Raw genomic sequence first — 26,277 nt, 5'->3', positions numbered from 1 at the left:
AATAGGAAAGGAAACAAATGAAAAAGTATTTTCAGTCAAAAACAGTTAAGGCAGCATTATCAGCAACAATAGCAATTTTTATATCTAATTATATGGGCTTAGAATTTTCAGTAACATCAGGAATAATAGCAATTTTGAGTATTCAAGATACTAAAAAAGAAGCTTTACTTATTTCAATTAGAAGAATCTTGGCATCAATGATAGCAATATCATTATCGTTTATATTGTATTTAGTATTGGGAAATAATCCTATGATATTTGGACTTTTTTTGCTTATTTTTATACCAATAACTAAATATTCGAAAATAACGGAAGGAATGATAGTTGGGGCTGTATTGTCAACACATCTTCTAAGCAGTGATAATATAAATTTTTATTGGATTTTTAACGAAGTAACTTTAACTATAGTTGGTATTGGAGTTGCAATGATATTTAACTTGTACACAATGTCATTAGAGGAAGAATTTGATAAGAATAAGGATAAAATAGAAGAATATTATAGAATAATATTATCTGATATGGCATTAAGTTTAATTACTCAATCAGTACCAATATACGAACAAAGGATCTTAAGAGATGCGGAGGAGTTAATAAAGAAAACCAAGGTAATAGCTCATAAAATAGATAATAACTATATTTTTAAAAGTGATGATTATTATATAAGATATGTAGATATGAGGATAGCACAATTAAAAACTATAAAAAGGATGAAGAATCATTTTTCAAAATTTTATATGACATACGAGCAAACAAAACTATTATCAGATTTTACGAAGGATGTTTCAATAAATATTTATGAATACAATGATTGTATTAAGTTAATAGATAAGTTAAATTTGTTAAGAGATGAATATAAATTAATGGAATTACCTATAAATAGAGATGAATTTGAAAATAGAGCATTGTTATTTCAATTTTTAAATGATTTAGAGGAGTTCTTAATTATAAAGAAAGAATTTAAATCAAATTTTTAAAAGAATAATTTAATCACAATACTCCTATTTATGGAGATTAATATCTAGTAGGTGATTTTGTTATTAGGAACATGAAAATAAATAACAAGTCCAAAATTGCAATTGATATTTTTCATTAGGCAAGGAGACGAATTGCCCTCATAGCGAGTCTATTAGGTCAATTTGCCGACGTAGCATGATGGAAAATAAGCTAGCAAATGGACTTGTTATTTTTTCATTGTGCCTTATTAAATTATCTTTTTATTTTGTAGGATGTAGCTTTATAGATGTTGACTTTATAGGAAGATAATGTTTGTTTGATACAATTGGAAATTCATTATCTTTATATATAGTTTCTTGAATTAAGTAAAACTTATCCTCAGATGCAATTGGATGTTGTTTTGCTGCAAAATTTCCAGAAGTTGAATATTTTAATTCAATTAATATATCATTAGCTATTTCATAAAGTTCTTTTTCTAAAAACTCCATAACTTGTTTTTTATTGTTTAAGTCTATATTAAGTGATGATATAGTTTCAATTGGTATTAAAGTAAATGTATAAGCAATAGCTTTTCCTTGATACTTATACCATCTATCAACAAGAACAACAGCAGCTGTACTTTTAATTAAAACTTTATTAAAATAATCTGTAGAGGGTTCTATACGCAAAATGATTTCAACATCATCAATTGGTTCATCTAAAGATTTATAAACGGGATGTCCTATCTTTTCAAGACCAACGTCTTTGTTTGTCTCAGATTTTATTATAAAATTACCTTTACCTCTAATGTTTTTTATTAAACCATCATCTTGAAGTAAAGCTAAAGCCTGCCTTAATGTTGTTCTACTTACACCAATAAATTTTGCTAATTCAGGTTCTGAAGGAAGTCTACTACCTTCTTTAAATATACCTTCATTTATCATTTTAAAAAGTTGATTATATACAGTAACATATCTTAATTCTTTAGGTTTTACACTTAAGTTAATATCATTCATAAAATTCACCTTTCATTAATAACTAGCATAGGCTATGTATTACGCCAATTAAATTGTAATATTTTTCTATAAACTAAATAATAATGTATTGCTACAATTTTTTAACGCATAAACATAATATAAATTTTATAGAGTGTTTCTGATTTGAGATAACGATTTCTATTTTGTCAATAATATATAATGAGTGAATTAACTAGAGAATGTTATCTTAGAAAAACTCTATTTAGATTTTTAAATTTAACTGTGTTTAAATAATTCCATAATAAATAATTAAAAAAATAAATTAGACAAGTTTAATACAAGTAGATAAATAAAAGTCTAAATAAAAACATATTATAATAATCTATACTTTATTATAACATTAAAACATTAAATTTGAACATAAGTTAATCGTTGAGATTTAGTTGGGATTTACAGGTATAAAACTAATTATTATTAACAATATAACCAATATATCAATATTTTAACATAATTACTATACCTTTATAAAAAACTTGACATGTAAATAATAGACATGATATTATTTAAGAACAGACAACAATACAACAAAGTAGACAAGTAGAATGTGTGTCTAAAGTAATGTTTTGTGGCAAACATGTAATCGTCTTCCGGGTATATTACAAAATAAATCGGGAATACTAATAAAAACTAAAAAATACATAATAAAAAAATGGAGGGATTAAAGTGAAATATTCACAAGGATCAGGTAAACAATATCATATAGACGTTGCAAAGGGAGAAGTGGGAAAATATGTAATTCTTCCAGGAGACCCTAAGAGATGTGCAAAGATTGCTGCATATTTTGATAATGCAGAGTTAGTTGCAGATAAGAGAGAATATGTTACTTATACAGGATACTTAGATGGTGTTAAAGTAAGCGTTACCTCAACAGGAATTGGTGGTCCATCAGCTGCTATAGCTTTAGAAGAATTAGTAAAGTGTGGAGCAGATACTTTCATTAGAGTGGGTACATGTGGCGGAATGGATATTGATGTTAAAGGTGGAGATATGGTTATTGCCACTGGAGCAATCAGAATGGAAGGAACTAGTAAGGAATATGCACCAATAGAATTCCCAGCAGTTGCTAATATTAATGTAGTAAACTCATTAGTACAAGCATCTAAGACTTTAAATCAAGAATATCATGTTGGAGTTGTACAATGTAAAGATTCATTCTACGGTCAACATTCACCAGAAACTAAGCCAGTAAGTTATGAATTAATGGATAAATGGAATGCATGGTTAAGATGTGGATGTCTTGCATCTGAAATGGAATCAGCTGCTTTATTCATAGCATCAAGCTACTTAAGAGTACGTGTGGGTTCGGTATTCTTAGCTATTGCTAACCAAGAACGTGCTAAAGCTGGATTAGAAGATCCTCAAGTTCATGATACAGATGCAGCAATTAAAGTTGCAATAGAAGGGATTAGAAATTTAATAAAAGCAGATAAAGAAAATAATAAATAGTTATTAATAGAGAAAATTTCATGGTTTACAAATTATTCAAGAAAACTTGTTGATATTAATAGCAAAAGTATTAAAAGTTTACTAATGAAATTTTCTCATACTTAACGTTATTAAATGATGTCCAAAAGGTATGAGGTTTTATGGGAATAAAGTTAATACTATAACAAAAGACAGGAGAAAGATTATGAACATAGTTATAAATTTAATAGGTATAATTTTATTATTAGGAATAATGTACATTTTATCTGCAGATAAGAGAAGCATTCCCAAAAAAACTATATTAAAAGCACTTGGTATACAGTTTGTAATTGCATTTTTATTAGTAAAATTTCCATTAGGAAGAATAATGATATTAAAAGTATCAGATGTAGTTACTCAAGTACTTGATTATGGTAAAGAGGGAATCGGTTTCTTATTTGGAACAATAGGTAATGCTGGTGCACCTACAGGAATGATATTTGCCATTCAAGTATTAGGAAATATTGTTTTTATTTCAGCATTAGTTGCAGCTTTATATTATTTAGGAATATTAGGATTTATAGTAAAAATAATAGGTAAAGCTATAGGTAAAATATTGGGAACAACACAAGTTGAAAGTTTTGTTGCAGTTGCTAATATGTTTTTAGGCCAAACAGAAAGTCCAATATTAGTTAGTAAATACTTAAATAGAATGACTGATAGTGAAATCATAGTTGTATTAGTTTCAGGAATGGGAAGTATGTCAGCAACTATAATAGGGGGATATACTGCACTTGGAATTCCTATGGAATATTTATTAATAGCTAGTGCTTTGGTACCTATGGGAAGTATAGCAATATCAAAGTTATTATTACCTGAAAAAGAGGAAACTCAATTAATTGAAAATGTTAGCATGGACAATAAAGGTGATAATGAAAATCTTATTTCTGCAATTTCAGAAGGTGCTATGAGTGGATTCCAAACAGCTGTAGCAATAGGTACTTCATTACTTGCAATTATTTCGCTAGTAGCATTAGTTAATGGTATACTTGGAATTTTTGGAGTAAGTTTACAACAAATATTTTCTTATATATTTGCACCTATTGGATTCTTTATGGGATTAAATGGATCAGATATACTTACAGCAGGTCAATTATTAGGAAGTAAGTTAGTATTAAATGAATTTGTTGCATTCCAAGACTTAGGTAACATATTTGGTTCATTAAGTTATAGAACAGGTTTAGTACTTACTATATCACTTTGTGGATTTGCTAATATTTCTAGTATGGGAGTTTGTATTTCAGGTATAGCTGCATTGTGTCCAGAAAAAAGAAATACCCTTGCTAGATTAGCATTTAAAGCAATGATTGGTGGATTTGCAGTTAGTGTTTTAAGCGCAATGATAGTTGGTCTTCTTACATTAATATAATAGTACATATTAAAATTATAATTAATAAGATATTACATTCTCTTAAAGTTATAAAAATTTTTTATAACTTTAAGAAATTTGTATAATAAATAACTATTTTAAATAGTATTGCCCATAATAAGTAAAAATATAGTAAAATTAGTGTTAAAACATAGTCTAATTTGGAAAGGAATTAAAGGTATGAAAAAGTATAATAGAATTTTTACAATTGTAATAGACTCACTTGGAATAGGCGCTATGCCAGATTCAACAGAATATGGAGATAAAGGAGTAGATACTCTTGGGCATATTGCTGAATCAGTAGAAAAATTTAATATACCTAATTTAGAAAAACTAGGTATATCAAACCTACATCCGATAAAACATGTAAAAGCAGCAGAAAAACCTTTAGCTCATTATATGAAAATGAAAGAAGCAAGTGTTGGTAAAGATACTATGACTGGTCATTGGGAAATGATGGGTTTACACATCACAAAACCATTCCAAACATTTACAGATACAGGTTTTCCAGAAGAATTGTTAGATGAACTAACAAAAAGAACAGGACACAATATAGTAGGAAATAAGAGTGCGAGTGGTACTGAAATATTAGACGAACTTGGAGAACATCAAATGAAGACAGGAGATATGATAGTATATACTTCTGCTGACTCTGTTTTACAAATTTGTGGTCATGAAGAAACTTTTGGTTTAGATGAACTTTATCGTTGTTGTGAAATAGCAAGGGAGCTTACTCTTAAAGATGAATGGAAAGTTGGAAGAGTAATAGCTAGACCATACTTAGGAGCTAAAAAAGGCGAATTTAAACGTACAAGCAACAGACATGATTATGCATTAAAACCATATGGAGCAACAGCACTTAATGCATTAAAAGATAATGGATTTGATGTAATATCTGTTGGAAAAATAAGTGATATATTTGATGGAGAAGGAATTACTGAATCAAATAAATCAAAGAGTTCTGTTCATGGAATGGAACAAACATTAGAAATAATGGATAAAGACTTTAAAGGATTATGCTTTGTTAACTTAGTTGATTTTGATGCTTTATGGGGACATAGAAGAAACCCAGTAGGTTATGCAGAAGAAATAGAAAAATTTGATGTTAACTTAGGAAAAGTATTAGAAAAATTAAAAGAAGATGATTTATTAATAATAACAGCTGATCATGGAAACGATCCAACCTATACTGGTACTGATCATACACGTGAATTTGTTCCATTTATAGCTTATTCACCATCTATGAAAGAAAATGGATTAATGGATACAGTAGATAGTTTTGCTACAATTGGTGCAACTATAGCTGATAACTTTGAATTAAAGATGCCTGAAAATACAATTGGTAAATCAGTACTAGGAAAGCTAGTTTAATAATATTTTAAATTACGAATATAATATCTTAAAATTGCATTGATTTTTAGAATAATAAGATTCTTAGTTCCAGGTAGAATTAATTTTACCTGGAAATTAGAATTCAGCATAAATGTAAGCATATTAGATTTAACTAGGCTAAAATGTGAATGTTTAAACAAAGTTAATTAAATTATATACTACAAATTGAAAGATTGGTTGGTGAAAGGTATGAATAAAGAAAATTTAGTTTCTACATTAAAAGAAGTAAAAAAAGACATAATAGAAATGATTTATGCAGCAAAATCAGGACATCCAGGTGGTTCACTATCTTGCTCAGAAATAATAACATACTTATACAATGAAAAAATGAATGTTGATGTTAAGAATCCTAAAGATCCTAACAGAGACAGATTCGTATTAAGCAAGGGACATGCAGCTCCAGCTCTTTACTCTGTATTAGCTGAAAAAGGATATTTCCCAAAAGAAGAATTATACAATTTAAGAAAAACAGGAGCTCTTCTTCAAGGACATCCAGATTCTAAGCATGTACCAGGAGTAGATGTTTCAACCGGATCACTTGGTCAAGGAATATCAAATGCAGTGGGAATGGCTTTAGGTCTTAAGACTCAAAAGAACGATGCTAAGATATATGTTGTTTTAGGTGATGGAGAATTACAAGAAGGATTGGTTTGGGAAGCTTCAATGGCAGCAGCTCATTATAAATTAAATAATTTAGTTGCTATAATTGATAACAATGGCCTTCAAATAGATGGTAAAAATGAAGATGTAATGGGAGTTTCTCCTTTAGATAAGAAATTTGAAAGCTTTGGTTGGAATGTTGTTATTTGTGAAGATGGTAATGACTTTGACAAAATAAATGAAGCATTCTTAGAAGTTGAAAAGTGTAATGATAAGCCAAGCGTTATCATTGCTAAGACTGTAAAAGGTAAAGGTGTTAGCTTTATGGAAGATCAAGCAGGTTGGCATGGTCAAGCACCTAATGAAGAACAAAGAAATCAAGCAATAAGTGAGATTGAAAGATAGGAGGAATTTAAAATGGGTAAAGCAACAAGAGAATCATACGGAATGGCATTGGTTGAACTTGGACGTGAAAATGAGAAGGTAGTAGTTTTAGATGCGGATCTTTCTAAATCAACTAAAACTAATGGATTTAAAGAAGAATTTAAAGATAGATTTTTTAATGCAGGTATAGCAGAACAAAACTTAATGGGAATGGCTGCAGGTTTTGCTAATGTAGGAAACATACCTTTTGCAAGCACATTTGCTGTTTTTGCTACTGGAAGAGCTTTTGAAATAATAAGAAACTCTATTTGTTATCCAAAGGTTAACGTAAAAATAGCAGCAACTCATGCAGGAATTACAGTTGGTGAAGATGGTGGATCACATCAATCTGTTGAAGATATAGCACTTATGAATTCACTTCCTAATATGACAGTAATAGTTCCAGCAGATCATAGAGAAGCAATGGCTGCAACAAAAGCTGCTGCTGAATTTAATGGTCCTGTTTACTTAAGATTTGGAAGATGCAATACAGAAGATATATTCGATGATAATTATAAATTTGAAATCGGAAAAGGTGTTGAGGTAAGAGAAGGTAATGATGTAACTATCATAGCTACAGGAATGATGGTTCAAAAAGCTATAGAAGCATCAAAAGAATTAGAAACTCAAGGAATTAAAGCAAGAGTTATAAATATTTCTACTATTAAACCAATAGATAGAGAAATAATATTAAAAGCTGCTAAAGAAACTAAAGGAATAGTTACAGCTGAAGAACATTCTATTATAGGTGGACTTGGAGCAATGGTTTCTCAAGTTGTATCTAGTGAATGTCCTACTTTAATTAAAATGGTAGGAATTAAAGATACATTTGGAGAATCAGGAACACCAGATGAACTTATGAAAAAATATAATTTAACTAGTGAAGAAATAATTAAAGAAGTTAAATCAATATTAAAATAGATTTTACTTATATAAGACCCAAATTAAAAAACATAACAATTAATTAAATTATAATAAGCGGAGGTAAGACACAATGAGTATTCATATTAATGCACCAGAAGGCGCTATAGCAGAAAGCGTATTATTACCAGGAGATCCTTTAAGAGCTAAATTTATAGCAGAAAACTTTTTAGAAGATGTAGTTTGCTACAATGAAGTTAGAGGAATGTATGGATTTACAGGAACATATAAAGGTAAGAGAATATCAGTGCAAGGAACCGGAATGGGTATCCCATCAATGTCTATATATTCTACTGAATTAATAGAAAGCTACGGAGTTAAAAACCTTATAAGAGTTGGAACTTGTGGTGGTTACCATGAAAGAGTTAAAATAAGAGATCTTATAATTGCAATGTCAACTTCAACAGATTCAAATCTTAACTTAGTAAGATTCCAAGGTAGAACTTATGCGCCAACAGCAAGTTTTGATTTATTAAAACCTGCTTATGATATAGCAGTACAAAAAGGATTTGAACCTAAAGTAGGTAGTGTATATAGTTCAGATATATTCTATGGAGATGATAATGAAGATTGGAAGAAATGGGCTGATTTCGGTTGCTTAGGAGTTGAAATGGAAACAGCAGCATTATATACAATAGCAGCTAAACATAAAGTTAATGCATTAACTTTATTAACAGTAAGTGATCACTTTATAACAGGTGAAGTAACAAGTGCAGAAGAAAGACAAACAACATTCAAAGCAATGATGGAAGTTGCTCTTGATACAATAGTTTCTTTATAAAAAATTAAAGTTCTAAGTTTTAGATGGAGTAATATTTCATCTAAAACTTAGAATATTTATTTAAGTAAGTGCAAACGTTATATTTTATTCTTTAGGAATTTATATTATTAAGAAATTTGTGTATAATTTTTAGGATACTGTTTTTTAAAGGTATGATGAGTACACCTAAAGAATAAAAAATAATCATATGCCGCACCATTATTCCTGCACTGCGTTTGGAAAGGGTGCATGGCTAAAAAAATCGAGGGCTCTAAAGTCGCCTTAGCGATTTTGTTCTAAAGTAATCGTTAACTTTAAAAGTTGAAGGATTATGTATACTAATTATAGAATAAATAAAGTAAGAAAAGATTAGGAGGATTAATCGATGAAAATTTTTGTTGATACAGCCAATATTGAAGAAATAAAAAAAGCTAATGAGTTAGGAGTTATTTGTGGTGTTACTACAAATCCTTCACTTATAGCAAAAGAAGGAAGAGACTTTAAAGAAGTGATTAAGGAAATCACAAGCATTGTTGATGGTCCAATAAGTGGAGAAGTTATTTCAATGGAATGTGAAGGAATGGTTAAAGAAGCACGTGAAATAGCTAAAATTCACAAAAACATGGTGATAAAAATTCCTATGTGTGCAGAAGGATTAAAAGCAGTAAATATTCTTCATAAAGAAGGAATAAAAACAAATGTAACATTAATTTTTTCAGCAGTACAAGCATTACTTGCAGCAAGAGCTGGTGCAAGCTATGTAAGTCCATTCTTAGGAAGATTAGATGATATTGGAAGTACAGGTATTACATTAATAGAAGATATATCTGAAATATTTGCAGTTCATGGAATAGATACTGAAATTATATCTGCAAGTGTTAGAAATCCAATTCATGTATTAGACTGTGCTAAAGCAGGATCTGATATAGCAACAATTCCATACAATGTTATTATGCAAATGATCAAGCATCCGCTTACAGACGCAGGAATTGAAAAATTCTTAAAAGATTATGAAGGCATGAATAAATAAAGTATTTATTGGCTCTGTTTTATCTATTATTGATATATACATAAGCAAAGTCGGACTGAGTAATTGAACTTAGGAATACTCATTAAGAATTCTCAAAGTACGATTACAATGCCGCTTTACATATTGCATATGTCAATATTGATTTAAGACAGAGCCAATTTTTTTATATTTAAGCTTACTTTCTATTTTACTTTCTAAATTTTTTCTTTAGTCACAATCTTAAAGAAATTCTGTCTATTCTTATATATACGCATCTGAAAATATCTATATTTATTTTATTATTGTAGTCTGTTTTTATTAACCTTGGAATTATCGTCTCTTTTATAATAAATAACTAATAAATTTTTGAAAATATCCTAATAATATACTTAAGAATGTTATTTGTTATGGAAAGGAGAGCTACTTGTATAGAGTATAAGTAGCAGCATAATATGAAAAACATATTTAGTATTTATAAAAGAGATATAAGAAATATAATTACCAACTCATCTGCACTTATTGTAATAATGGCTTTATGTTTACTACCATCCTTATATGCTTGGTTTAATATAGCAGCATCGTGGGATCCATATTCACAAGAAGCTACAAGTAAAATTAAAATTGGTGTTGTAAATAAGGATAAAGGTGCATATATATTGGAAAATTATATAATCTTAGGCGATGAAGTTATTAATGGATTAAAAGAAAATAATTTATTAGGTTGGCAATTTGTTAGTGAAGAGGAAGCCGATGAAGCTATTAAAAAGGGGAAATATTATGCTACAATAACAATTCCAGAAGACTTTTCAAAAGATATGACTTCAATAATAACTAGTGATATTAAAAAAGGAACTATAATTTATACTGTTAATGAAAAAATAAATGCAGTTGCTCCTAAATTAACTGATAAAGGTGCTTCAGGAGTTCAAGAAAATGTTACAAAGAGTGTAATTGAAACAGTTAGTAATTCATTACTTACGGCATCAAGAGATGTGGGAATTGAATTAGAAGATCAAATACCTAAAATATCTAATGTATATAATATGTTAGAAGAAATTAGAGGCAGGTTCGGAGAAATAAATGAAGCAACTGATTTAGCTTATGATGGTGTAGTTAAAATTAAAGAGTTAGTTAAAGAAATACAGGAAGGTATACCTTTAATTTATGAAACATTAAATAATACTAAGAGCTTAAGTAGTGAGGTAGAAAGTTTTATTTCTGTATCTAAGAGTGGATTAAATGATATGTCACCAACAATTAAAGAAGATATTAGATTAGTTTCAGAAATAAGTAAAGATATTTCATCATATACAAATAGTATTATAGATGCTATAAACTCTGGAACAGAGAAAGCACCAGAAATGATTAATAATTTAATAAATAAGGTAAAGAGTTTAGAAAAAGTAAATGATTCAGTATTGAGGTTTCTAAAAGTACTAAATAATATTAGTTCTACTAAGCCCCTAAATGGAATTGTAAATAAGCTTGAAACGTTACAAGAAAATATTTATAAAATTCAAAATTCACTTCAAATTATAAGAGATTCTTTAGATGCTGGAAATACTGTAGATTTAAGTTTATTAAACAATATAAAAACATTAGCAGATAATATTGCATCAACAAGTGAAGATATATATTTAAAGTTTGACACAGAAATACTTCCACAAATAAATAATATATTTGACAGTGCATTTAAAGTTGCTGAAAATACATTAACAATGATAGAAGAAGCTGAAAAAAGATTACCTAATGTTGAAGGCATATTAAACACTGCTTATAAAGGGGCAGACAAAGGAATAGAAGGAATAACTTTTGTTAAAGAAAAACTTCCAGAAGCAGAAAGAATAATAAATGAAATAACAGATAAAATGAAAAATGTAACAGACGAACAGAGTTTAAAAGAATTAATAGACTTATTAAAAGAAGATGTTCAAGAAAGAACGGATTTTTTAACTACTCCTGTAAATCTTGAAACAAGAGAATTGTATCCAATGGGCAACTATGGAAGTGCTATGACACCGTTTTATAGTGTATTATCTTTATGGGTTGGATTATTATTGTTGCTTTCAATTTTAACTGTTAATACTCATGGAGAATATAAATTTTGGGAAATATATTTTGGTAAGTTAATGCTATTTATGACTGTAGCACTAATTCAATCACTTATAGTAGTTATGGGAGATTTATATTTATTAAAAATATATTGTTTAAATCCTATGTTATTAGTCCTAGGAATGTTATTTACTAGTGCTGTATTTGTATCAATACTTTATTCGGCAGTTTCTGTTTTTGGAAATGTTGGAAAAGTTATAGGAATAGTATTATTAGTATTACAAATAGGTGGATCAGGAGGAACATTTCCAATAGAATTAACCCCAAAATTTTTTCAAATGATACATCCTTATTTACCATTTACATATGCTATATCTTTTGCAAGAGAAGCAATTGGTGGAGTAGTAGGAGAAGTATTAACAAAAGATATAATAATATTGTTAATTTATGGAGGTGCTTCTATTTTAATTGCAGTATTTTTAAAGAAGCCTATAAATAAACTATTAGAAAAGTTTACAAAAAAGTTTGAGGAAAGTGGAATTTCAGAATAAGTAATATAATTAAAAAATCAAGGTTTTGTTTGAAAAGAAATATATTTTAACTTTTACTTAAACAAGACTTGTTTTTTTAGTTTAATTAAAATTTAATAATTAAGATGTATTAATATAAAAATGAATGAGTTATAATCTTAATATAAAGTAAAATTATAGAAATGTTATTTGAAGTGAATAATGAAGAATATAAGTATAATAATATTGTGATCTAGTAGATCAGTATATAAAATAAAATTCCTTGGAATATTTATTTTATCCAAGGAATATTTTTAATGCATTGTTTTTTATCCAAGAAGTTCTGTTGATTTTGTTTTTAAAAAATTTAAATCATTAATACTCATCTTGTTTATGGTTTTATAATATTTTATTGCCAAAGGAATACATGCTGCAATCCATGCTATTGGGCAGCTAAACATATGCCAGTATACCCAATTATAGCAGGCAATGTAAATGCAACAATAACTCTTACTAATAATTTAAGCAACGCCAGCCATCATAGGAATAAATCTATCTCCAATTCCTGCATAGATAACACTTATATAAGCATTAGCACTATTTATAATATCTTCTGGGGTATTTAACAGCCTTAATAGTGATTTAGAAAATAAAAGACTTAAAGTGGTTATTATTATAGTTATTATAAAATATAAAATTAATGATATTGCAACGGAATTTCTTACACCTTCATCATCATTAGCACCAAATTTTTGGGAAACAATAACAGAAAATCCACTGGCAAGTCCTACTATAAATCCTATTATTAAAAAGAAAATAGATCCTCTTGCTCCAACAGCAGCAAGAGACTGGATGCCTAAAAATCTACCGACTATAATAGTATCAACCATACTATAAAGTTGTTGAAAGATATTTCCGATTAATAATGGAATAGAAAAAATAGTATTAACTTAAATAAAAAATATATGATTGTACTGCAAATGAATAACTTAAATTTAAAGTTATATATTTAATCGTATATGTACATACTTAAAATAAGAGATGAAAATAAATGAGGAGTGAAAATGTGGAAAACACTATAGAAACTAAAAAAGAAACTAAAAATTTAAAAAGTTACAAACCAAAGAAGGTTTCACTAAAAAATAAGGCGAAATTAAAAATAATTCCATTAGGTGGACTTGGAGAAATAGGAAAGAATATTACAGCATTTGAATATGGTGATGAAATAATTGTTATAGATTGTGGTTTAGCATTCCCAGATGAAGATCTTTATGGAATTGACATCATAATTCCTGATGTTACATATTTAATAAGAAATAAAAATAAGGTAAAAGCCTTTTTTATAACTCATGGTCATGAAGATCATATAGGTGGAATACCGTATGTATTACAACAAATTAATGTTCCAGTATATGCACCAAAATTAACATTAGCATTAATTGAAAGTAAATTAGAAGAACATCATATGTTAAATGATTGTAAATTAAATCTTGTTGAAATTGGTGAAACTATAAAATTAAAGAATTTTAATATCGAATTTATTAGAACCAATCATAGTATTCCTGATGCTTGTTCTATAGCATTGCATACACCAATGGGAATTATTGTACACAGTGGAGATTTTAAGGTTGACTTTACTCCAATAGATGGTCATGTAATAAATCTTCAAAGATATGCAGAACTAGGCAGAAAAGGTGTATTATTATTGATGGCAGATAGCACAAATGCATTACATAAAGGATATACAATGTCAGAAAAGACAGTTGGAGAAACACTAGATAATCTTTTTAGTAAAGCAACCGGAAGAGTTATTGTATCTACATTTGCATCAAATGTTCATAGACTTCAACAAATCAGCGATTGTTCTATAAAAAATAAAAGAAAGATAGCTTTTAGTGGTAGAAGTATGGAGAAAATATCAGAGATTGCAATGAATTTAGGATATTTATCTATACCTAAAGAAATGATAGTATCATTAGATGAAATAAAGAATTGTCCAAATGACCAAATTACTATTGTGACAACAGGTAGTCAAGGTGAATCAATGGCAGCTCTTTCTAGAATAGCAGCGTCAACTCATAAATATATAGAAATACAAAAGGGAGATGTGGTTATAATTTCAGCATCTCCAATACCAGGAAACGAGAAAGCTGTATCAAATTTAATAAATGACTTGACTGAAAAAGGTGCTAATGTAATATATAAAACAATAGAAGACATACATGTCTCAGGTCATGCATGTGAACAAGAACTTAGGGTGATTCAAAGCTTATTAAAACCTAAATTCTTTATTCCTGTACATGGTGAATATAAACATTTGATTACTCATGCTAAAATTGCTCAAAGTATGGGGCTTAAAGAAGAGAATATATTTATATTAGATACAGGTGATGTATTTGAATTATCAAAAAACAAGGGAAAAGTTATTGGAAAAGTGCCATCTGGAAGAGTTCTTATAGATGGTCTTGGAATTGGCGATGTGGGAAATATGGTCTTGCGAGATAGAAAAAATTTAGCTGAAGATGGAATTATAACTGTAGTAGTAGCAATAGATAGAAGAAATAAGGTAATATTATCAGGACCAGATATAGTGTCAAGAGGTTTTGTATATGTTAGAAATTCTGAAGATTTAATTAACAATGTAAGACGTATAGTTACAAAAGTTGTAGAAAAATGTTTAGACGATAATATAACACAATGGGCAGAAATTAAAAATAGAATAAGAAGAGAAGTAGATAGTTTTGTATATACTACAATGAAAAGAAAGCCTATGATATTACCAGTAATTGTAGAAATATAACTTATTATAAAATATTAACAATATTATAAAATGTAAGGATCAAAAAAACTAGGCTATGCTTTGAAAATGGATATATTATAAAAACAATTTATAATATATCCATTTACTTAAGGCATGGCTTATTTTTATGCTATTATAGTATTTTTTTACATCTAAAAATGTTAATAATCAAAAAACAAGATTAATAGTATATTTAACTAGTTTATTTCTTTTTTAATAATATGAAAAACTAAACTTATGATGAGAAATTAATTAGTAATTTATCTTAATAATTAAAGAAATAATAAGAAAAGATAACAGGTCTATCTAACAATTCCTCTAAAATATATGTAAAATGTAAAAACATAGAAAAATATAAGGTTTCACAGTTAATTTAATGATTTTTTGTAAATAGAAATTAGATAAATGTAGTCAATTGTGGTAATATAACAGTAAATGATTATTTATGAATACATAACATGAATTAGCATAAAAGATGGAGAAAATTATGAATAAAGATAACTATATATTAGATACAATTGAAGATATAAAAAATATATTAGAACAGAATGAATACAGAAGAAATAGATACAGTAATGATGTTGAATGGTTAAAGCAACGTAAAAAACAAATAAAAAGTAATATAATAAGAATTGCTATTATGGGAATAACAAGCAGTGGGAAATCAACATTAGTAAATTCATTGCTAGGGGAAAGGCTATTACCAGTAGCTATTTTGCCAAGCTCAAGTATAATAATAACAGTGTCTAAAGGCGAAAAAAGACAGGCTACTATATACTTTAAAGATAAATCTCCAGAAGTTTATGATGATACTAATTTAAATATGGAAGTTATATCTAAGTATGCTGATGAAAATAGAAATTCTAATAATAAGTTTAATGTAGCTCAGATTGATATAAAATCACCTAACTTTTTATTAGATGACAATATTCAGTTAATAGATAGTCCAGGTCTAGATGCTTATAATTTAGAAATGCATGAAAAATTAACTTTGGAGATTCTATTACCAACAATAGATATTTGTGTATTTTTAACTACTGTTAAAGCTAATAGCGACCAAATTAATTTAGAAAAAATAAAAATAGTAAATGATAAAAAGAAGCAAATAATATTAGTTCAAAATATGATAGATTCAATAGAGGAAAAGATAGGTAAATATGGCATTGTTGAAGAAAATAAATATATCATATTAGACAAGCATAAAAAAAGAGCAGAAATATTATTAGAAAAAGCAACAAGCAATAAAGAGTTTGATATTATTCAAATTTCTTCTTTAAATGCTTTAAATGGAAGAATAAAAAATAACAATAATTTATATAATGAATCTAATCTTGAAGGTTTTATAAAGTCTATATATAGGTGTGTTGAAAATATTACCCCAAAACTAAATATTCAAAGGCAAGGGAGTATTGTTGAAAGAATTGGCAATATAATTGATACTGATAAAGAAATCATAGATGGAAGCAATTTAGAAGATACAAGTTACATAAAAGAAATACTTAATGATATTGATGATCTTAATTATGATTTTAGAGTATCTAGAGATAAAATAACATCTAAAATTAATCTTATAGATAAGGTAACACTTAATACAATAGAAGAAATAAACGAGTCGGATTCAAAAGAAATAAGTAGCTATTCAGATATAGTAGAAAATATAAATAATAAGAGTAAAAAGATAGAAAATCAAATTTTAGGTATTGTAAGAGAGTGTGAAGAAAAGAAAAAGGAAATATACGAAAAACTGAATATTGATATTAGATTCTCATATTCATTACCTAGTATGGAAAGTGAAGATATATATGTTAAGCACAAATACGAAGAGAAAGTAAAACTTATAAAAAAAGATGGTTTCTTTAATGTAGGAAAGAGAATCTTATCAGATATATTTGAAACTGACTGGGGATATGAAAAGCAAGAATATGATGAAAAAGTAGTAGATAAAGAGGCTACTATACTTATGGTTAAAAAAGTATGCAATGAAAGTAGTAGAAAATATATGAGTATACTTTATGATTGGAGCGAACAGTATAGTAATTCATTAAGCCTCTTCTATAGTGAGATAAGTAAGATAGAAGAAGAGTTTAAAAAGAAGAAAGAGCAAAATATAGAACTTTATGATATAGATAATGTTATAAAGGACTTAAAGATTATAAGAAATAAGCTGAAGAATAAATATAATAATGTAGAAGAAGCAGCTTTAACATTAGATGAAGAAATAGAAAATAAAAATGAAGATAAAAATCTGAATATAGAGGAAATAGAATTAACCAATGTTTCTTACAATCTTTATAAATTAAGTAATGAAATATTTAAGAAAAGCTATTCAATGATAAGTAATTACATAGAAGAAAAAGTTTTATCTATATCTAAAAAAGAAACTCATCAAATATTTTGGACTTGGGATTTAGAGGCTGCATCTAAATTTATTTCTAGAATGTATGATTTGTATTTAAATGATGAAGAACTTGAAATTATAAAGAAACAAGGAATATACACTTTAAATAATATAACTATAATATATGAATTATCTCAAAATAAAGTAGAAACAAATAAAATACTAAATATTAACTCTTCAAAAGAATACAATATGTACTTACTTTTCAATGGAATTCAAATAGGTAGTTCAGAAAAGCAAATACTTGAAAATATTAATCTTAAAAATATAGTTTTAAAGAATAATATTATGATAAATTTGGTTATAGATTCTAGTAGAGAATTTATAAATGCTAATAATATAAAAGAAATACTTACAGCCACTTACTCGTTTAAGAAAAAAATTAAAAATAGAATAAATAATTCTAAGATTGGCTATGTATTAGTTAATTCTAAAAATCCTATTTACAATTTAGCATTAATAGAGGGGCAAGAAAATGATGGATTTTTATTAAGTCAATATAAAGATATAAAAACTAAGTTGTTTGGAAATATATTATCTCGCGGTAATGAAGAAAAACAAACATTAGAAGAAATATTGAGCTATTTTTTAAAGTAATATTATAAAAACTAAGGAGCAAAGAAATGGACAAAAAATCTTTACTAATACAATGTGATGAAGTTACAAAAAATATGATGGATGAATTGCAACAAGACATGATAGAGTCTTTATCAAGGATATCTAAAAATATAAATGATGAACTTAAAGAAAACTTAAAACCTCTTGAAAAGAAAATCAATATATTAAAAGATGAACTTGGAGAAGGTAATGAAGATATAGAAGAAAAAATAGAAGAAATAAGTGGTAATATATCAAAAATTTCAAAATGTGTAGAAGAAATTGCTGAAGAACATAATAAGCTTTTAAATGGTGGTTTAAACAGAATTGCTATAACTCTAGAAAAGTTAAAAGATCGTGTTGAAGATTCAGATAAGCAGTTAGAAGTTAAATTATCAGAGGGTGTTGGAACAATAGAAAAGAAAATAAATGATTTAAATATAGAATCTTTAGAAGATAAATTAGCTATTTTAGGAGTTAAAATGGTTAAGAATTCTGGAAATAATAAAGAAGAAATAATAAATAAGATAGAAGAAATTAATATTGATGAAGTTGGAACAAAAGTAAGCTTATTAGAAGAGGCTATTAAGATTAATATAAATAATAGCTGTGAAGCTATAGAAAAATTAGATACAGTACATGAAAAAATGTTAGAAAAATATGAAGTAATGAATCTTATAAATGATATGGAAATTAAATTAAATAAGAAAATGAGCAATATACAAGAAGAAGTTGAATGGGGAAATAGATCATTCTTTGCAAGGATTTTTGGAAAGAGGAGATAATATTTAATGAAATATGTAGATTTAATAAATGATTCTAGATTTAATTTTTTATTAGAGAAATATCTTAATAAAGATAATGCTGTAAATTATATAGATTATTTTAATCATTTTATTGACAACTTAAATGAAAAAGAAATAATAATACCTGTATTAGGTATTCAAGGTGCTGGAAAAAGTAGTTTTCTTAATTCTATTTTAATGGAAGAGAATATATTGCCAACAGATGTTGATGAAACAACTTGTGTACCTGTTGAAGTAAGATATGGAGAAGATACTGAAAAAGCTATAGTACATTTTTTAGATAAAGAATGTAAAGAAATAAAATTATGTGATTTAGAGAAATATGTTCATAATGATTATAATATGGCAAATGAGCTTAAGGTATCTAAGATAATCTTATATAATAAAAACGATGTATTAAACAATAATGTAGTACTTGTTGATCTTCCAGGTGTGGGCAGTTTAACACCTGAAAATCAAAGAACTACATTAGACTATGTAAATAAATTGGTTTCTGGAATATTTATGTTGAGGACAAACCCTCCAATTACAAGAACTGAAAGAAATTTTATAAATGCCTTATGGCCTAAATTGTCAAATACAATTTTTGTTCAAAATAAGTGGAATGATGAAAGTGATGAAGACGCACTTGATGCAAAAGAGCATAATGAATATGTTTTAAATAGTATTTGTGCGGAACATAACGAAAGCAAAGAAATTAATGTAAATGTGGTTAATGTTTATGAAGCGGTAAAAGGTAAATTTACTAGAGATAACACACTTTATGAAGACTCAGGTATATTAAATGTTATAGAAAATATAGAAAATGTATCTAAAGAATATAATATAGGTTTAGAAAAGTCTTTAAATTCAAAAATAGTAGGAGCATTAGAAAATATTAATGATAAAATAGAAGAATATAAGACATTATGTTTAAATGAAAAAAAACAAAATGATTTAAATAAAGAAGAAAAGATTAAAGAAATAAAAGCTATACTTTTAGATAATAAAAAGAATTTTAGAAGAATTAGAGCTTATGCATATGAAGAAATGGAAAAGATTATCGATTATGCTTCAAGTATTATAAAAGAAAAAATAACAAATTTAAGAGCTAATTTAAAAGCCATAATAAATAGAGGGATTGTAGATGGAGAAAGACTAAGTTTAATATATAAAGAATCATCGGATAAAGCTATAAATGATATTATGGATGAAGTATTAGATAAAACAAGTGAATTAATAAAAAACCTTAACAAAGAATTAAATGGTATAACAATAAAGGGCTTTTATGGTCAATATGAAAACATATCATTTTTTAATAAAGAAAGTGAATTTAAATTTGAAAAATCGCTACCATCATTGTTAGGGGTATCTGGCGGACTAATAGGGACACTTGGAACTGTAGGAACATTAGGAGGTCCTCTTGGAATACTTGTTGGAATGGGAATTGGAATGGCATTTTCTTTGATAGGTGATTTTGTTCGTAAGGAAATAGTAGAAAATAGAGCAAATTATACATTAAGGGATTTAGAGCCTATGGTTGAAGATTTAGAAAACTATTTAAAAGAAGAAATACTTGATGATTTAAGAGCAAAACAACAAGATATGGATGATTCAATAAAAGAGCTAAGAAAGAATTTAGAAAATAGCTTTAAAGATGATATTCAAAGTATAGAGAAACAATATGACTATGCCTATAGTGAAAATAATATATTAGAATTTGAAGATGATTTAAAAATATTAAATGAAGTCAAAGAAGATGTAGGATTAATTTAAAGCAGTTAGTATGTTTTAGAGCAGATATGTTTATATATTCATAAGTAAAGTGGGCGGAGTAATTAAACTTAGGAATACTAAAATAACTATAGTCCCTTTTTAGCTTGTTCCCAATATAAAATTGAGACAAGCAGTAAAATGGACAATACTTATTAAGTATTCTCAAAATCTAATTACAATGCCATTTTACATATTGAATATATAAACATATATTTTAAAATATAGTCAAATTATTTAAAGCAAGGGGATGAATATATGAATAATTTTGAAAGATGTATAAGTAGACAAAAGAGTATTGATTCAATTGTTAAAACTTTAGGAAATGATGATATTACTGAAAAGAATTTTTTAGTTAAAGATAAAATAATGAATCCTTCACATTATGTTGTTATGCTAGGAGAGACAAGCTCAGGAAAAAGTACATTAATAAATGGATTATTTAAAGATAAAATTTTATTAGAAAGTGTTAAGCCAACAACTGGAGTTGTTACTGAAGTTGTTATATCTGATGAAGATGAAGAAAAATTAATAGCTGTAAATAAGGATTCGAGTACACAAGTTATAGATAAAGATATCTTTGATAAGTTACTAGTAAATTATAATAAGGATTTACATAAGCTTAAATATGTTGGAAAAGCTAATAATTCTAAATATAATGGAATGAGAATTTTTGATACTCCAGGTTATGGTTCACTTGTAGAATATCATGAGGAATCATTAAAAAGCTTTATTCCACAAAGTGATTTTATTATATATGTAGTATCTTATAAAGTTGGAATTGGTGATGATGATTTTCAATTTTTAAAATATGTTGGAGAAATAATAAGTGAAGATGTAGAAGTTATTTTAGCAATTAATATGTGTCCAAAAGATATGTCAGAAGATAATAAGAGAATATTGGAAATCAAAAAAAGTGTTAATAAATGTATTAAAAAAGATGCAAAGACATTCTTTATAGAAAGTAATAAAGAAAAACATCCTGATACATCTATGCTTTGGGAATATGTATATGAAAGAGTTAATGATGATGATAAAAAAGAGGAACTTGCTAATAGTTTGAAAAATTATCAAGATTATATATTAAATGAATGTAATATAAAGATTAACTCTAAGGTTGCTAATATAGAATCTAAAAAAGAAGGTATAGAAGAACGATTAAATATACTAGGAGAATTTTTAGATAAAAAGCATGAAATATTAACTACTATAGATAGGGGATTTACAAAAATAAAAGTAAGTTCAGTTAAACTTATAGATAAATCTGCAATAGATGTAAAAAATAAAATTACTGAATATGTTCATGATGAAAGCAAATGGACTAAAAAAGAAGAGACATATACATTAATGCAAAATTATTATGTTCCAAATTTAATAAATGAAGAAACAGAAACTTTAATGAGAGATATTGAAAGTGAAATAATACTTTTAGATAAAAATATTGAAGATATATTAAAAGAAGCCATATCTAAATTAGAAGAAAAGATAAAAGTAAGTATTCCATCTTACACAGAAGTTATGGAAGGTGTATTAAAGCAACACATAGGAGATGAGATACAACAAGCAACTGGAGAAATGTTTAGAAAAGCAACTGCAAAAGAAGACAAAGATAGTATAAGCAATCCAGAAGATATAAATTTAAATAAATTAGGTAATATAGTAGATACTAAATCATATAAACATGCACATGAAAATTTAAAACATTTATTAAAAGCAATAAAAGCCTCATCAATAAAGGCTATTACTAAGTATCTAACTGTTTTTACTGAATCTGTATTTTACTTATATGATTCATTGACATGGCAAAAGAAGATAAATGAGATTTCATTAAAAGCTATAGATAATTGGGCGGAAGACGTAGAAATATCTATAAGAAGATATTTAGATTCTTTACGAGAAACTAATAAAGAAGAGATAATGTCTTTATTTGATGCATTAAATGAAGAATTTAAAGAAGATGAAAAGAAGTTAGAAGATATTAGCGGAGAAGAACTAATAAGACTAAAAAAAGAAATAGAGTTCTTATTGCATAGATGCCTCTATATATCAATGAATAAGTAAATTTATGTTTGAAGAGTGTTAATATATGCATAAGCATATTGGACTAAGTAATTGAATTTAGGAATACTAAAATGAATATAGTCCCATTTTAGCTTGCTCTCAATGTAAAATTGAGACAAGCAGTAAATGTGACAATACTCATAAAGGATTCTCAAAATCCAATTACAATGCCAATTTGCTCATTGCATATATTAACACTCATTTAAAACACAACTTATTTAAAAAAACGTTAGTATATAATATTATAATTACAAAGAATTTAAATCTAATTAAATATTACTATTGACTCATACCTTAGGTAGGAGTTTATAATAAATATTGAAGTAGGAAATACTTAGTATAGGATGTTAAATTATTAATAAAAAATTACTAGAGATAAATTTGTTTAGGAATGATAAAAATAAAAAGTAGTATCATTAATTAAAAAAAGCAGATTTTAATTAAGAAATTACTCTTATACTAATAGATAGATATTTAAAAAATTTTCATATTAAGAGAGGAATGAATTTTAATGACTAAAATAAAGAATATACCTTTTTCACCACCAGATATAACTGAAGAAGAAATTGAGGCAGTTTGTGATGTTTTAAGATCAGGATGGATAACATCAGGACCTCAACTTGCTAAATTTGAAGAAGGAATACAAGAATATTGTAAGGTTAATAAGGCTTTAGCATTAAATAGTGCAACAGCTGCTATGGAATTAGTTCTTAAGGTTTTTGATATAAAAGAAGGAGATGAAGTTATAACTACTCCTTATACTTATACTGCTACTTCAAGTGTTTCTGTACATAGAGGAATTAAGCCAGTATATGTTGATGTAAAAAAAGATACATTTGAAATGGATATAGATAAAGTAGCAGAAAAGATAACTGAGAAAACAAAGGTAATTATGCCAGTTGATATTGCCGGAGTACCTTTTGATTATGATGAACTTAAAAAAGTTTTAAAAGAAAAAAATAGAGAAGATATAATAATACTTTGTGATTCAGCACATTCATTTGGAGCTAAATACAAGGGCGAAAGAGTTGGATCTCAATGTAACTTCCATTCTTTCTCATTCCATGCAGTTAAGAATTTAACTACAGCAGAAGGTGGAGCAGTTACTTTCAATGATAATAACTTTGAAAATCATGAAGATTTACAAAAATACATGAGATTTACAGCTATGCATGGTCAATCAAAAGATGCATTAACAAAGCTTAAAGCTGGAGCATGGGAATATGACATCATTAATGATGGATTAAAATGTAATATGACAGATATAAGTGCTGCAATAGGTTTAGTTCAACTTAAGAGATACGAAAAGCTATTAGAAAAGAGAAGAGCTATCTTTAAGGTATATAATAATATATTATCAAAAGAAGATTTTTCAATAATACCATTTACTAAAGATGATAATGGTACAGAAACTTCTTATCATTTATATCTTTATAGAGTTAAAGGATTTAATGAAGCCAAGAGAAATGAAGCAATAAGCAGATTAGCAGAAAAGGGAATAGCAACAAACGTTCATTATAAGCCACTTCCAATGCTAACACTTTATAAAAACCTTGGATATGATATAAAAGATTATCCAAATGCTTATGCACAATATGAAAATGAAATTTCTCTTCCTGTATACACAAAATTATCTTTAGAAGATGCAGAATATGTAGCAAGAGAAGTTGTAAAAGTTATTAAAGAATTAATATAGTAATTTAAAATTTAAATTGCAATATAAAGTTTTTAGTATAAGCTTTATATAAAAAATAATTTTGATATATTTAGTTTATGCTAAAATATTAATAACATATAAATAATTGAAAGTAGCATATTTAGTGAAAACTATTATATGCTACTTTTTATAGTTAGTACAATTTAAGATACACAATTTTTGAGATTTTATACACATTTGTTTTAGAGTTATGTTTATATATACAATAGGTAAAGTGGCATTGTAATTGAGCTTTGAGAATTGTTAAGTGAAAATCAAAATTTTACATTTTGCTTTTTAAACTTACTCAGCGGAGTCGAGTTTCCTTTTAATATTCACATTTACTGCTTGTCTCAATTTTATATTGGGAGCAAGCAAAAATGGGACTATAGTCATTTTAGTATTCCTAAGTTCAATTACTCAGTCCACTTTTCTTATGTATATATAAACATTTTAGCAAAACATGTTTATATAATTTCATTAATGAATTGGAGGGGTAATTTTGAAAATAGGGGAGTTTGCTAAAAGGTCTGGAGTCACTGTAAAAACACTTTTGCATTACGATAAAATAGGACTTCTTAAACCATCTGAAAAAACAGAAGTTGGTTACAGAATTTATTGTGAAGATGATTTTTTAAGGCTTCAACAAATAACTACTCTAAAGTTTATTGGAATATCATTAAGTGAGATAGCCCATATATTAAATGAAAGCGGAGAAAATTTAGAGAGCATGGTAAAAATCCAAAAAAGGGCTTTAGAAGAAAAGAAAAGACATATAGATTCTGTTATAGAAATATTTAATAATGCTGAAAACACTGCAAAACAAAAAGGTTTTTTAGATGTCAACAACTTAGTAAACATTATAAAAATAACAAATATGCAAAATAGCATAAAGGAGCAGTATAATAGCGATAAAAATTTGAATTTGAGAACCACTCTTCATAGTTATAATACAAATAAGATTGATTGGGATAAATGGTGTTTTCAAAAAATGAACTTGACTGAAGGCTCAAAAATATTGGAATTAGGGTGTGGAGTAGGAAAGCTATGGATAAAAAACAAAGAATTAATAGATAAAAATTCTGAAATTATTTTATCTGATTTTTCTCCCAATATGTTAAAGTGCGCTAAAAATAATTTGGAAAATTTAGATTATAAGTTCAAGTATAAAAAGATAAATGCAGAAGATATTCCTTATGATGATGAAAGTTTTGACGTTGTTATTGCAGAACATATGCTTTATTTTGTTACTGATATAGAAAAGGCATTAAGTGAAATAAAAAGAGTTTTAAAACCAAATGGTATTTTTTACGTAACCACTAATTCATGTAATTCTATGATTGAATTAAATAAATTAGCTGAGAAATTTGATCCTAATTTAGATATTAATAATAATGGTCTTTCCTCTAGATTTGATTTAGAAAACGGAGAAAAAATGCTAAAGAAATATTTTAATAATATTGAATCAGAGATATTAGAAGGAAAGATAATAGTAGATAAAGCAGAGCCCGTTGTATCATATAAAGCATCAACAATTCAAGGAAATTCAATACTTATAGGAAAAAAAAGAGAAGAATTTACAAAGTATTTAGAAAAATATATTGAAGAAAATAAAAATATAGAAATTACAACAAAGGCAGGCATATTTAAGGTTTCAAAGTGATTTGGAATTTTTTGGACCCCAGAGTATAATAAATT

General features: G+C 26.9%; 19 protein-coding genes. 16 read left to right on the top strand and 3 right to left on the bottom strand.

What is annotated here, in order from left to right:
- Positions 1 to 17 precede the first annotated feature (17 nt).
- Complete coding sequence (locus tag NG901_RS10030; protein ID WP_252214101.1) at positions 18 to 974, top strand: aromatic acid exporter family protein; 957 nt, start codon at positions 18 to 20, stop codon at positions 972 to 974.
- A 240-nt stretch (positions 975 to 1,214) separates the two neighbouring features.
- Here the strand turns inward: NG901_RS10030 and NG901_RS10025 are convergent, their stop codons facing one another.
- A complete protein-coding gene (locus NG901_RS10025) occupies positions 1,215 to 1,949 on the bottom strand; it encodes a GntR family transcriptional regulator (protein ID WP_252214099.1) in 735 nt (244 codons plus the stop codon).
- 684 nt (positions 1,950 to 2,633) lie between these two features.
- Here NG901_RS10025 and udp point away from each other — a divergent pair.
- The 8 genes from udp (at position 2,634) to NG901_RS09985 (ending at position 12,511) form a co-directional block, all read left to right on the top strand.
- Positions 2,634 to 3,416: a uridine phosphorylase gene (gene udp / locus NG901_RS10020; protein WP_252214097.1), complete on the top strand. Its 783-nt coding sequence runs from the start codon at positions 2,634 to 2,636 to the stop codon at positions 3,414 to 3,416.
- Positions 3,417 to 3,600: 184 nt separating this feature from the next.
- Positions 3,601 to 4,803, top strand: a complete 1,203-nt coding sequence (locus NG901_RS10015; RefSeq protein ID WP_252214095.1) for a NupC/NupG family nucleoside CNT transporter — start codon at positions 3,601 to 3,603, stop codon at positions 4,801 to 4,803.
- A gap of 180 nt (positions 4,804 to 4,983) precedes the next feature.
- On the top strand, positions 4,984 to 6,174 hold the full coding sequence (locus tag NG901_RS10010) for a phosphopentomutase (protein WP_252214093.1): 1,191 nt from the start codon (positions 4,984 to 4,986) through the stop codon (positions 6,172 to 6,174).
- A gap of 210 nt (positions 6,175 to 6,384) precedes the next feature.
- Positions 6,385 to 7,200, top strand: coding sequence for a transketolase (locus tag NG901_RS10005; RefSeq protein ID WP_252214091.1), 816 nt, complete (start codon positions 6,385 to 6,387; stop codon positions 7,198 to 7,200).
- A gap of 12 nt (positions 7,201 to 7,212) precedes the next feature.
- On the top strand, positions 7,213 to 8,139 hold the full coding sequence (locus tag NG901_RS10000) for a transketolase family protein (protein WP_017353617.1): 927 nt from the start codon (positions 7,213 to 7,215) through the stop codon (positions 8,137 to 8,139).
- Between the two features lie 73 nt (positions 8,140 to 8,212).
- Positions 8,213 to 8,920, top strand: coding sequence for a purine-nucleoside phosphorylase (deoD, locus tag NG901_RS09995; RefSeq protein WP_252214089.1), 708 nt, complete (start codon positions 8,213 to 8,215; stop codon positions 8,918 to 8,920).
- A 364-nt stretch (positions 8,921 to 9,284) separates the two neighbouring features.
- Positions 9,285 to 9,929 (top strand): fructose-6-phosphate aldolase, encoded by a 645-nt coding sequence (gene fsa / locus NG901_RS09990; RefSeq protein WP_252214088.1) that lies wholly within the window; start codon positions 9,285 to 9,287, stop codon positions 9,927 to 9,929.
- A gap of 431 nt (positions 9,930 to 10,360) precedes the next feature.
- A complete protein-coding gene (locus tag NG901_RS09985; RefSeq protein WP_252214086.1) occupies positions 10,361 to 12,511 on the top strand; it encodes a YhgE/Pip domain-containing protein in 2,151 nt (716 codons plus the stop codon).
- Positions 12,512 to 12,798: 287 nt separating this feature from the next.
- Here the strand turns inward: NG901_RS09985 and NG901_RS17160 are convergent, their stop codons facing one another.
- Positions 12,799 to 12,930 carry a hypothetical protein gene (locus NG901_RS17160; RefSeq protein ID WP_286675195.1) on the bottom strand — a complete coding sequence of 44 codons (132 nt, stop codon included), beginning with the start codon at positions 12,928 to 12,930 and terminating at the stop codon, positions 12,799 to 12,801.
- A 60-nt stretch (positions 12,931 to 12,990) separates the two neighbouring features.
- Positions 12,991 to 13,389, bottom strand: a complete 399-nt coding sequence (locus NG901_RS09980; RefSeq protein ID WP_353847556.1) for an MATE family efflux transporter — start codon at positions 13,387 to 13,389, stop codon at positions 12,991 to 12,993.
- A 239-nt stretch (positions 13,390 to 13,628) separates the two neighbouring features.
- Here NG901_RS09980 and NG901_RS09975 point away from each other — a divergent pair, with 239 nt between their 5' ends.
- From NG901_RS09975 to NG901_RS09945, 7 genes are all read left to right on the top strand, one after another.
- The gene (locus NG901_RS09975) at positions 13,629 to 15,269 is read left to right on the top strand and encodes a ribonuclease J (protein ID WP_252214385.1); all 1,641 of its coding nucleotides are present in this window, start codon (positions 13,629 to 13,631) and stop codon (positions 15,267 to 15,269) included.
- 487 nt (positions 15,270 to 15,756) lie between these two features.
- Positions 15,757 to 18,264, top strand: coding sequence for a dynamin family protein (locus NG901_RS09970; protein ID WP_252214082.1), 2,508 nt, complete (start codon positions 15,757 to 15,759; stop codon positions 18,262 to 18,264).
- A 26-nt stretch (positions 18,265 to 18,290) separates the two neighbouring features.
- Positions 18,291 to 19,049 (top strand): viral A-type inclusion protein, encoded by a 759-nt coding sequence (locus NG901_RS09965; RefSeq protein ID WP_252214080.1) that lies wholly within the window; start codon positions 18,291 to 18,293, stop codon positions 19,047 to 19,049.
- A 6-nt stretch (positions 19,050 to 19,055) separates the two neighbouring features.
- Positions 19,056 to 20,825 carry a dynamin family protein gene (locus tag NG901_RS09960; RefSeq protein WP_252214079.1) on the top strand — a complete coding sequence of 590 codons (1,770 nt, stop codon included), beginning with the start codon at positions 19,056 to 19,058 and terminating at the stop codon, positions 20,823 to 20,825.
- Between the two features lie 255 nt (positions 20,826 to 21,080).
- A complete protein-coding gene (locus NG901_RS09955; protein WP_252214078.1) occupies positions 21,081 to 22,883 on the top strand; it encodes a dynamin family protein in 1,803 nt (600 codons plus the stop codon).
- A 511-nt stretch (positions 22,884 to 23,394) separates the two neighbouring features.
- Complete coding sequence (locus NG901_RS09950; RefSeq protein WP_252214077.1) at positions 23,395 to 24,579, top strand: DegT/DnrJ/EryC1/StrS family aminotransferase; 1,185 nt, start codon at positions 23,395 to 23,397, stop codon at positions 24,577 to 24,579.
- Positions 24,580 to 25,081: 502 nt separating this feature from the next.
- Positions 25,082 to 26,242: a MerR family transcriptional regulator gene (locus NG901_RS09945; RefSeq protein ID WP_252214076.1), complete on the top strand. Its 1,161-nt coding sequence runs from the start codon at positions 25,082 to 25,084 to the stop codon at positions 26,240 to 26,242.
- Positions 26,243 to 26,277: the final 35 nt, after the last annotated feature.

Origin of the sequence: Clostridium sp. CMCC3677, assembly GCF_023845585.1 — a bacterium.
In the GTDB taxonomy this organism is placed as follows: Bacteria; Bacillota; Clostridia; order Clostridiales; family Clostridiaceae; genus Clostridium; species Clostridium aquiflavi.
Note: the sequence above shows the minus strand (reverse complement) of the source record. Positions and strands in the feature narration are given on the sequence as shown.

Bases quoted from the DNA above. Each gene is read 5' to 3' on its own strand.
- NG901_RS10030 (WP_252214101.1), top strand. From the start codon at position 18: ATGAAAAAGTATTTTCAGTCAAAAACAGTTAAGGCAGCATTATCAGCA.
- NG901_RS10015 (WP_252214095.1), top strand. From the start codon at position 3,601: ATGAACATAGTTATAAATTTAATAGGTATAATTTTATTATTAGGAATA.
- NG901_RS09955 (WP_252214078.1), top strand. From the start codon at position 21,081: ATGAATAATTTTGAAAGATGTATAAGTAGACAAAAGAGTATTGATTCA.
- NG901_RS17160 (WP_286675195.1), bottom strand. From the start codon at position 12,930: ATGTTTAGCTGCCCAATAGCATGGATTGCAGCATGTATTCCTTTGGCA.
- NG901_RS09950 (WP_252214077.1), top strand. From the start codon at position 23,395: ATGACTAAAATAAAGAATATACCTTTTTCACCACCAGATATAACTGAA.
- NG901_RS10000 (WP_017353617.1), top strand. From the start codon at position 7,213: ATGGGTAAAGCAACAAGAGAATCATACGGAATGGCATTGGTTGAACTT.
- NG901_RS10025 (WP_252214099.1), bottom strand. From the start codon at position 1,949: ATGAATGATATTAACTTAAGTGTAAAACCTAAAGAATTAAGATATGTT.
- fsa (WP_252214088.1), top strand. From the start codon at position 9,285: ATGAAAATTTTTGTTGATACAGCCAATATTGAAGAAATAAAAAAAGCT.
- NG901_RS09965 (WP_252214080.1), top strand. From the start codon at position 18,291: ATGGACAAAAAATCTTTACTAATACAATGTGATGAAGTTACAAAAAAT.
- NG901_RS09970 (WP_252214082.1), top strand. From the start codon at position 15,757: ATGAATAAAGATAACTATATATTAGATACAATTGAAGATATAAAAAAT.
- NG901_RS10010 (WP_252214093.1), top strand. From the start codon at position 4,984: ATGAAAAAGTATAATAGAATTTTTACAATTGTAATAGACTCACTTGGA.
- deoD (WP_252214089.1), top strand. From the start codon at position 8,213: ATGAGTATTCATATTAATGCACCAGAAGGCGCTATAGCAGAAAGCGTA.
- NG901_RS10005 (WP_252214091.1), top strand. From the start codon at position 6,385: ATGAATAAAGAAAATTTAGTTTCTACATTAAAAGAAGTAAAAAAAGAC.
- NG901_RS09985 (WP_252214086.1), top strand. From the start codon at position 10,361: ATGAAAAACATATTTAGTATTTATAAAAGAGATATAAGAAATATAATT.
- NG901_RS09960 (WP_252214079.1), top strand. From the start codon at position 19,056: ATGAAATATGTAGATTTAATAAATGATTCTAGATTTAATTTTTTATTA.